Raw genomic sequence first — 8,964 nt, 5'->3', positions numbered from 1 at the left:
GGGGAGGGGAAGGGGGAAGAGGAGGCAGGTGGAGGTGGCGTGGGCGATCAGGCGGGCCGCCTCGTCCGTGAGTCTCGCCTCCGCGAGGGCGGTTCGGCGGCCGGCCTGGAGGACGGTGCCCTCGCAGCGCAGGGTGCCGCTGTCGACCGTCACCGGGCGGAGGAACTTCACGTTCAGGTCCAGCGAGGTGTAGCCCACGCCGGCCGGCAGGGTGGTGTGCACGGCGCAGGCGGCGGCGGTGTCCAGCAGGGTGGAGATGATCCCGCCGTGCACGGTGCCGAGCGGATTGTAGTGGAACTCCTGCGGCACCAGTTCGACGGCCACCCGGCCCTCGTCGGCCTCCATCCGGCCCATGTCGATCAGGTGCGTCACCGGCGGCGCGGCCAACTCGCCAGCGATCATCGCCCGGAGCAGTTCCAGGCCGCTGCGCCGACCCACGTGGGCCGCGCCCGCCACAGGGTCGGACCAGGAGAAGGTACGGCTGCGCGCCGGCTGCTGCGTCTGCGTCATGGATGCAGCCTGGCAGCGCGTTGCTGAGTCTGTCAATCGGACTTAGCCTGGTCGGCATGAGGCCTGCGGCACTGGACTGGTCGGTCGAGAACTGCACCATCGCCCGCGCGATGGCCATCCTCGGCGAGCGGTGGACCCTGGTCGTGCTCCGCGAGGTGTTCAACGGCGTTCGCCGCTTCGACGACATGCGGGTGCGCACCGGCATTCCCCGGCAGGTGCTGACGAATCGCCTCGCCGCCCTGGTGGAGCAGGGCGTGCTGCGCCGCGAGCCGTACCGGGAGCCGGGCAGCCGGGTGCGTCACGAGTACCGGCTCACCGACAAGGGTCTCGACCTGTGGCCGGTGTTGGTCGCCGTGCTCGGTTGGGGGGACCGCCACCTCGCCGACCCGGGCGGCTCGCCGCTGTCGGTCGGGCACCGCGACTGCGGTGCCGAGGTGAGGGTGGAACTGCGCTGCGCCGCCGGGCACGAGGTGACCGCCCCGCGCGACGTGGTGCCGCGGCCGGGCCCCGGCGCCCGCCGCCGCGTGGGCTGAGGACGCCGGGGCCCGGACGGGTCACCAGTGGAAGCCGGCGGCGTACGACACGCTGGCGAGGGCCTGCTGCCCGGTGGCGTTCGGGTGGAAGTAGTCCCAGGTGGAGAGCTGGCTCAGGGTGAACGGGTAGCCGAACACGGCGTTGTCGTCGAAGTCGCAGTTCGGGCCGTACGCGGCGCACGCCTGGGCGAGCTGGGTGTTGTAGTCGATCACCCGCTGGCGGACCCGGGCCCGGCGGTCGACGTCGGCCTGGGCGGTGGAGGTCGGGTTGGCCAGCATGGACTGGCAGATGCCGAACAGCGACCACGCCGTACGGGCGCTGACGCTGCCCTTGCCGACGGACCAGAGCCGGTGGATGTCCGGGACGCTGACGACCGACACCCGGGCGTTCGGCAGGCCCGACCTGATGCGGCCGAGCGCGGAGTCGATGTTGGCCCGGTAGGTGCTCACCGGCGTCATGCTCGACTCCGAGCCGGTGCAGGCGTCGTTGGCGCCGATCAGCATCGTCACGTACCCGACGCCCTGGCTGACCGCGGTCCCGGCCTGGCCGTACATGTCGGCGGACTTCGCGCCGGTCTTCGCGTCGTTGTGGTTGTTGCCGCCGATGGCCGGGTTGACCGCGCGTACGCGCAGGTAGTGGCTGTTCACCGAGGAGTTGTCGCCGGTGCTGAACGAGCGGGAGGTGCAGTCGACGTACCAGCCGCAGGCGTTGAAGCCGCGAGTGATCGAGTCGCCGAGGCTGGCCATGGAGCTCGGCGGCGGGCCGGCGTCGGCGTGGGCGGCGGTGGCGCCGAGGGGGACGAGGGCGGTGGTGGCGGCGAGGGCGGCCAGGGCGCGTCGGATGGGGGTCATGGTGGCCTCCGGATCACGGGTGCCGATGGGGGGAAATTGAGGTGCATCGATCATATTGATCGACATCGGCGGCCACAACGTTGCGAACCCGCGTCGGGCGTAGCTTGGGCGAAACAGGTCGAAGCCGGGTCTTGTTAGTGATCTTAAGTATGTGAATACTTCAGTTCACTCGGCCGGTTCACCCCAGTTCCGGCCGAGTCGCCCTCGGGTCCGTCACCCCGGCGCGACCCGCCACCCCCTTCCGGGAGGCTGTTACATGCGACCCACGAGGTCATCGCTCCTCCGCGCCGTGTCCGTCGCCGCGGCAGGCACCCTGGTCGCCACCGCGCTGATCAGCGCCCCCGTCCAGGCCGCTCCCGCCGCCTCGCCCGACGCCGCGGCCAGCCTGGCCGAGCGGCTCGGCGACCGCTCCGCCGGCACGTACGCCGACGCCAGCGGCAAGATGGTCGTCACCGTGACCGACGCCGCCGCCGCCCGCCAGGTCCGCGCCTCCGGCGCGACCCCGAAACTCGTCAAGCGGGGCGCCGCCGAGCTCAACCGGGCCACCGCCGAGCTGGAGCGTTCCGCGAAGATCCCCGGGACCGCGTGGTGGACCGACCCGACCACCAACCAGGTCGTCGTCTCCGTCGACAGCACCGTCACCGGCGCCAAGCTGGAGCGCGTGAAGGCCGCCGCCGCCCGGACCGGCGGTGCCGTCCGCATCGAGGCCGAGGCCGGCGTGCTGAGCACCCGAATCTCCGGCGGCCAGGCGATCTACGCCGCCGGCGGCGGTCGCTGCTCGCTCGGCTTCAACGTCCGCAGCAGCTCCGGTGTGACCTACTTCCTGACCGCCGGGCACTGCACCAACATCGCCTCGACCTGGTACTCGAACTCGGCCCAGACGAGCACCCTCGGCACCCGCGCCGGCACCAGCTTCCCGGGCAACGACTACGGCATCGTCCGGCACAGCAACTCCGCCAACGCGACGGGCAACGTCTCCCTCTACAACGGCAGCTACCGGGACGTCACCGGTGCGTCCAACGCGTACGTCGGCCAGAGCGTGCAGCGCTCCGGCAGCACCACCGGCCTGCGCAGCGGCTCGGTCCAGGCGCTCAACGCCACGGTGAACTACGCCGAGGGCTCGGTCTCCGGCCTGATCCGCACCAACGTCTGCGCCGAGCCGGGCGACAGCGGCGGCTCCCTGTTCAGCGGCAGTAGCGCCCTCGGCCTCACCTCCGGCGGCAACGGCAACTGCACCCGCGGCGGCACCACCTACTTCCAGCCGGTCACCGAGCCGCTGAGCGTCTACGGCGTCAGCATCATCTGATCCACCGCATCCGCCGCGGAAGCGGGTCGCCGGCCTCCGGCGGCCCGCTTCAGGCGTACCGGGAAAACGGCGCAGCCGCTAGGACGGCAACCGGCGGGGGTCGTGCCGGCGGGCGGCGACCGCGAGCCTGGCGTGGTTCGCCGGCCCCGTGGGTCAACCGCGCCGGCCCAGCCATCCGGCGACCAGCAACGGGCAGAGCGCCTCCGCGCCGGCGGCCACCCGCTCGGCCAGGCCGATCCGGTCGCCGCCGGTGGCCAGCTCGACTGTGAACCAGGCCACCGGCACGAGCAGCCCCACCGTCAGTGCGGTCCAGGCGGCCCGCGCGCCGGCGTACCCGTCGGATCCGGACCCCGCGTCGCCGCCCGCCGGCCCGGGCGCGTCGCGGCGGCGCGGTTCGGCCGGTCGCGAGCCGCCAGGTCGTGGTTCGCCGCTGGCCGGTGGCGGGCTGCCGGGTCGTGGCTCGCGGCCGTCCGGCCGTGGTCCGGCGCTGGCCGGCCACGGTCCGTCGCCGGCCGGTCGCGGGTCGTCTCGCCCCGGTCCGCCGCCGGTCAGGGCGAGGCCCGGCCAGAGCGCCAGCGCACCGAACGCTGTGGCGGCGGCGAGCGCGTGCGGCACCGAGCCGCCATCGGGCGGCAGCGGAAACGCCGCCACGGCGAGCGTGGCGAGCCCGCCCACCGCGAGCAGCGCCCGTCCGCCGGCTGCCAGCGGGCGCAGCCCGGCGGCGGTCACGCAGTGGCACAGGCCGAGACCGACGAGGCCGAGCGTCATGATCCACCGGTCGGCCGCGCCGACGGCCGCGAGCGCGCTGATCGTCCCGGAGACCTGGTCGAACCCGCCGGGCTGCCGGGCAGCGCCGAGCAGCCAGCCGCCGACCAGGAACACCGGCGCCGTGCCGGCGGAGAGCAGGACCCAAGGGGGTACGACACGCATCCGGCACACCGTACGCGGCACGCCCGGTCGGCCCGTCGGCGGCGCGGGACGTGTGAAGCGGGACGTGTTAGCAGGGGGCCCCTCTACAACAGGATGCGTTAACAGGGGGCCCTTCCTCACCCCCCCAACCGCGCCCGGTGGGGGCGGGGGCCGGGGTGCCCTGACAGAATGCGAGGGCAGACCGATCGCAGACGATGAGGGAGACGCAAGCCGTGATCCGTACCCATGACGCCGGCAGCCTGCGCGCGACGGACGCCGGCACCACGGTGACGCTCGCCGGGTGGGTCGCCCGCCGGCGTGACCACGGCGGTGTCATCTTCGTCGACCTGCGCGACGGTTCCGGCATCGTCCAGGTGGTCTTCCGCGAGGAGGACGCCCACGCGTTGCGCAACGAGTTCTGCGTCAAGGTGACCGGCGAGGTGACCCGCCGTCCCGAGGGCAACGAGAACCCGGAGCTGCCCACCGGCGAGATCGAGGTGACCGCCAGCGCACTGGAGGTGCTCTCGGAGGCCGCGCCGCTGCCGCTGCCCGTCGACGACCAGGTCGAGGCCGGCGACGACATCCGGCTCAAGTACCGCTACCTGGACCTGCGCCGGGGCGGTCCGGCGCGGGCGATGCGGCTGCGTTCCCGGGCCAACCAGCTCGCCCGGGGCGTGCTGCACGACCGGGACTTCCTGGAGATCGAGACGCCGACGCTGACCCGGTCCACCCCGGAGGGAGCGCGCGACTTCCTGGTCCCGGTCCGCCTCCAGCCGGGCAGCTGGTACGCGCTGCCGCAGTCCCCGCAGCTGTTCAAGCAGCTGCTGATGGTCGGCGGCATGGAGCGGTACTACCAGATCGCCCGCTGCTACCGCGACGAGGACTTCCGCGCCGACCGGCAGCCGGAGTTCACCCAGCTCGACATCGAGATGTCCTTCGTCACCGAGGACGACGTGATCGACCTCGGCGAGGCGATCGTGTCGGCGCTCTGGTCCGACCTGGCCGGGTACGAGATCCCCCGGCCCATCCCGCGTATCACGTGGCACGACGCGATGGCCCGGTACGGCTCCGACAAGCCGGACCTGCGCTACGGCGTCGAGCTGACCGAGCTGACGGACTACCTGCGCGGCACCGCGTTCCGGGTGTTCGCCGGCGCGATCGACGCGGGCGGGTACGTGGGCGCGGTCGTCATGCCGGGCGGCGCGGGCCAGACCCGCAAGGAGCTGGACGGCTGGCAGGACTGGGCGAAGGCACGCGGGGCGAAGGGCCTGGCGTACGTGGTGCTCGACGCCGAGACCGGCGCGCCGCGCGGCCCCGTGGCGAAGAACCTCTCCGAGGAGCACCTGGCGGGGCTGGCCGACGCGGTCGGCGCGAAGCCGGGCGACGCGGTGTTCTTCGCCGCGAGCACCGAGACCCGGGAGGCGCAGGAGCTGCTCGGCGCGGCCCGGATCGAGATCGCCAAGCGGGCGAAGCTCATCGACGAGTCCGCGTGGACGTTCTGCTGGGTGGTCGACGCCCCGATGTTCGAACGGACCTCGGACGACAGCGGCGGGGCGGGCGGCTGGACGGCCGTGCACCACCCGTTCACCTCCCCGAACGCCGAGTGGGTGGACCGGTTCGAGGAAGCGCCGGACCGGGCGCTGGCGTACGCGTACGACATCGTCTGCAACGGCAACGAGATCGGTGGCGGCTCGATCCGTATCCACCGGGGCGACGTGCAGCAGCGGGTCTTCGACCTGCTCGGCATCACCCCCGAAGAGGCGCAGGACAAGTTCGGCTTCCTGCTGGAGGCGTTCAAGTACGGCGCTCCGCCGCACGGCGGCATCGCGTTCGGCTGGGACCGGGTCTGCATGCTGCTCGCCGGCGCGGACTCGATCCGGGAGGTGATCGCGTTCCCGAAGACCCGGGGCGGCTTCGACCCGCTGACGGGCGCGCCGACGCCGATCACCGCCCAGCAGCGCGCCGAGGCGGGCATCGACGCCAAGCCGAAGCCGGCCGCAGCCGCGCACCCCGGCACCGCCGGTGCGGCCGCCCCGGTGGCCGACCCGGTCTGAGGCGACCACCGGCCCCGGCGGGCGGGCCCGACGGTGGCCGCCCGCCGGGCGACGGGAGAAAGCGCGGGCGACGGGAGGGAACGGGGGCGACGTGACGCTGCTCGTGGTGGGTGCCAGCGGGTACCTCGGCGGTGAGGTGTGCCGGCAGGCCGTCGCGGCGGGGGAGCGGGTGGTCGGCACGTACCACGCCAACCCCGTCGAGCTGGCCGGGGTCGAGGTGCGCCGGCTCGACGTGACCGACCGGGCCGCCGTGCGCGCGCTGGTCGCGGCCGTGCGGCCGGCCGCCGTGGTGAACACCCCCTACCGGTACGACGACTGGGCTGTCACCGCCGACGGCGCGGCCCGCGTCGCATGCGCCGCCGTCGAGGCGGGAGCGCGGCTCGTGCACCTGTCCAGCGACGCGCTGCACGCCGGCCGACCGCAGCCGTACGCCGACGACGACGCCCCGACCCCGGTCTTCCCGTACGGGGCGGCGAAGGCGGCGGCGGAGACCGCCGTGCGGGCGATCGACCCGGGGGCCGCGCTGGTGCGTACCTCGTTGATCGTGGGCGACGAGCGGAGCAGGCAGATCCGGCTCTGCCTGGAGGCCCTCGCTGGCGGCATGGCCCTGTTCACCGACGAGGTCCGCTGCCCGGTCGACGTGGGCGACCTGGCCGCTGCCGTCCTGGAGTTGGCCCAGGGGGACCACGCCGGGCTGCTCAACGTGGCCGGCCCGGAGGCGGTCAGCCGTGCCGAACTGGGGCTGCTGGTGGCCCGGCGGTTCGGGCTCGACCCGGCCGGCCTGCGGACCGCCACGAGCGCCGCGTCGGGCCTGGCCCGCCCCGTCGAGGTACGCCTCGACAGCTCCCGCGCCGCCGGCCTGCTGCGTACCCGCCTGCGCGGGGTCAGCGAACTCCTCGCCCCCTGAAATCCCGTTCCCGCAGCTGTCGGGCTTCGCACAGTTTTAACGCACAACTATTGTGCACAAAAGCTGTGCACAACTATTGTGCGTTCATGGAGAACGATGAGGGAGTGGGGCTGCCTGCGCCCCGCCAGGTCCGGCTGGATCCGCGACAACTGCGGGTGCTGGCGCACCCGCTGCGGCTGCGGCTGCTCGGCGCGCTGCGGGTCGACGGGCCCGCCACCGCCACCGGGCTCGCCGAGCGGCTCGACACCAACACCGGCGCCACCAGCTACCACCTGCGCCAACTCGCCGAGGTCGGGCTCGTCGTCGAGGCCCACGACCTCGCCGTCGGGCGACAGCGCTGGTGGCGGGCGGCGCACGACATCAGTAGCTGGGAGCCGTCCGACTTCGACGACGACCCGGACGCCCGGGCCGCCGCCGAGTGGATCCAGGCCGAACAGGTGCGACTGGTCGTCGAGCACTCCGACCGGTGGTTCGCCGCCCAGCAGGACTTCCCACCCGCCTGGCGGAACGCCGCCGGCATGAGCGACGCCCTGCTGCACCTCGGGCCCGAGCGGCTCCAGGCGATGGAGGCGGAGGTGTGGGAGGTCCTCATGCGCTACCGCGCGGAGTCGACCCCCGACGAGGCGGACGCCCGGCCGGTGCAGGTCTTCCTGGCCGCGTACCCGATGATCGAGCCGACCCGGTGAGCGCGCTGTCCGTACGCCAGGTGCAGTCGCGCTACCTGGCCCTGCACGGCCTGCGCTGGCTGCCCACCGGCCTGCTGATCCCGGTCATGATCCTGCTGATGCAGGAGCGCGGCCTGTCGCTGTCCCAGATCGGCGTGGCTTTCACCGCCCAGGGTCTCGTGGTGCTGGCGCTGGAGCTGCCGACCGGTGGCTTGGCCGACGCGTTGGGTCGCAAGCCGGTGCTGGTCACCGCCGCGGCGCTGAACCTGGTGTCCCTGGCGCTGTTCGCGGTGGCCGACTCCCTCGCCCTGTTCGTTCTGGTCTTCGCGGTGCAGGGGATCCACCGGGCGCTGGACAGCGGCCCCCTGGATTCCTGGTACGTCGACGCCACCCTCGCCGCCGATCCCGAAGCCGGGTACGAGCGCGGCCTCGGCCTCGGCGGCACCGTCGCCGGCGTCGCCATCGCCGGCGGCGCGCTGCTGTGCGGCGGCCTGATCACGCTCGGCCCGCTCGGCCCGGTGAGCGCGCTGGCCGTGCCGGTGCTGGCCGCCGTCGTGGCGCAGGCGGTGGCGCTGGCCGCCGTGGTGACGTTGCTGGTCGAGGTCCGGCCGGGACGGGGAGCCAACGCGCTGCGCGCGTCGGTCGCGCAGGCGCCCCGGATGGTCGGGCAGGCGTTCGGCCTGCTGCGCCGCTCCCGCGTGCTGCTCGCCCTCGTGGCGGTCGAGCTGTTCTGGGGCTTCGGCATGGTCACCTTCGAGTCGCTGCTGCCGGTCCGGCTCGCCGAGGTCGTCGGTGACCCAGAGCGGGCCGCCGCGCTGCTCGGCCCCGCCAGCTCCGCCGCGTGGCTCGCCTCGGCCGCCGGGGCAGCCCTCACCCCGCTGCTGCTGCGCTGGCCCGGCGCCGCGCCCGGCGCCGCGCTGCTGCGCGTCCTGCAAGGCGTGACCGTGGTCGGAATGGGGCTGTTCGCCGGCCCGGTCGGGGTGCTCGTGGCGTACCTGGTTTGCTACACCGTGCACGGCGCGTCGAACCCGCTGCACCTGGGCCTGCTGCACCGCCAGGTCGACGGCCCGTACCGCACCAGCGTGCTCTCGCTCAACTCGATGATGGCCCAGCCGGCCGGGGCGCTCGGCGCGGTGGTGCTGACCGTCATCGCCGAGCATGCCAGCGTCAGCGTGGCAATGCTGGTCGGTGCGGTGGTGCTCGCCGTCGCCGCGCCGCTGTACCTGCC

The 8,964-nt window shown here is 73.8% G+C and carries 9 protein-coding genes; 6 read left to right on the top strand and 3 right to left on the bottom strand.

Annotated elements, in window-relative coordinates; translation table 11 throughout:
- Nucleotides 1-510 (bottom strand): PaaI family thioesterase (locus tag E1258_RS26560; RefSeq protein WP_132405924.1); only part of this gene is annotated, 510 nt, incomplete at its 3' end.
- 56 nt (nt 511-566) lie between these two features.
- On the opposite strand from E1258_RS26560, the gene E1258_RS26555 reads away from it, so the two are divergent.
- Nucleotides 567-1,043: a helix-turn-helix domain-containing protein gene (locus E1258_RS26555; protein ID WP_132405922.1), complete on the top strand. Its 477-nt coding sequence runs from the start codon at nt 567-569 to the stop codon at nt 1,041-1,043.
- Between the two features lie 21 nt (nt 1,044-1,064).
- Here E1258_RS26555 and E1258_RS26550 read toward each other — a convergent pair whose 3' ends face one another.
- Nucleotides 1,065-1,895 carry a GDSL-type esterase/lipase family protein gene (locus tag E1258_RS26550; RefSeq protein WP_132405920.1) on the bottom strand — a complete coding sequence of 277 codons (831 nt, stop codon included), beginning with the start codon at nt 1,893-1,895 and terminating at the stop codon, nt 1,065-1,067.
- A 256-nt stretch (nt 1,896-2,151) separates the two neighbouring features.
- Here E1258_RS26550 and E1258_RS26545 point away from each other — a divergent pair, with 256 nt between their 5' ends.
- Nucleotides 2,152-3,201 (top strand): S1 family peptidase, encoded by a 1,050-nt coding sequence (locus E1258_RS26545; RefSeq protein WP_132405919.1) that lies wholly within the window; start codon nt 2,152-2,154, stop codon nt 3,199-3,201.
- 153 nt (nt 3,202-3,354) lie between these two features.
- On the opposite strand, the gene E1258_RS26540 is transcribed toward E1258_RS26545, so the two are convergent.
- Nucleotides 3,355-4,131, bottom strand: coding sequence for a DUF998 domain-containing protein (locus E1258_RS26540; protein ID WP_132405917.1), 777 nt, complete (start codon nt 4,129-4,131; stop codon nt 3,355-3,357).
- Nucleotides 4,132-4,343: 212 nt separating this feature from the next.
- Here E1258_RS26540 and aspS point away from each other — a divergent pair, with 212 nt between their 5' ends.
- The 4 genes from aspS to E1258_RS26520 all read left to right on the top strand — a co-directional run.
- Entirely contained in the window at nt 4,344-6,164 is a 1,821-nt protein-coding gene (gene aspS / locus E1258_RS26535) for an aspartate--tRNA ligase (protein WP_132405915.1), read from the top strand.
- Between the two features lie 91 nt (nt 6,165-6,255).
- Nucleotides 6,256-7,071 (top strand): sugar nucleotide-binding protein, encoded by an 816-nt coding sequence (locus tag E1258_RS26530; RefSeq protein WP_132405913.1) that lies wholly within the window; start codon nt 6,256-6,258, stop codon nt 7,069-7,071.
- 86 nt (nt 7,072-7,157) lie between these two features.
- Nucleotides 7,158-7,757 (top strand): winged helix-turn-helix domain-containing protein, encoded by a 600-nt coding sequence (locus E1258_RS26525; RefSeq protein WP_132405911.1) that lies wholly within the window; start codon nt 7,158-7,160, stop codon nt 7,755-7,757.
- A partial coding sequence (locus E1258_RS26520) for an MFS transporter (RefSeq protein ID WP_132405909.1) occupies nt 7,754-8,964 on the top strand: 1,211 nt, incomplete at its 3' end. The genes E1258_RS26525 and E1258_RS26520, both read left to right, overlap by 4 nt.

Origin of the sequence: Micromonospora sp. KC207 (genome assembly GCF_004348615.1) — a bacterium.
GTDB lineage: Bacteria > Actinomycetota > Actinomycetes > Mycobacteriales > Micromonosporaceae > Micromonospora.
The sequence above is the reverse complement of the archived record's forward strand: the minus strand, read 5'-3'. Positions and strand labels throughout refer to the sequence as shown.

Excerpts from the sequence above, each read along its gene's own strand:
- E1258_RS26540 (WP_132405917.1), bottom strand. The coding sequence starts at position 4,131 with ATGCGTGTCGTACCCCCTTGGGTCCTGCTCTCCGCCGGCACGGCGCCG.
- E1258_RS26525 (WP_132405911.1), top strand. The coding sequence starts at position 7,158 with ATGGAGAACGATGAGGGAGTGGGGCTGCCTGCGCCCCGCCAGGTCCGG.
- E1258_RS26545 (WP_132405919.1), top strand. The coding sequence starts at position 2,152 with ATGCGACCCACGAGGTCATCGCTCCTCCGCGCCGTGTCCGTCGCCGCG.
- E1258_RS26555 (WP_132405922.1), top strand. The coding sequence starts at position 567 with ATGAGGCCTGCGGCACTGGACTGGTCGGTCGAGAACTGCACCATCGCC.
- E1258_RS26550 (WP_132405920.1), bottom strand. The coding sequence starts at position 1,895 with ATGACCCCCATCCGACGCGCCCTGGCCGCCCTCGCCGCCACCACCGCC.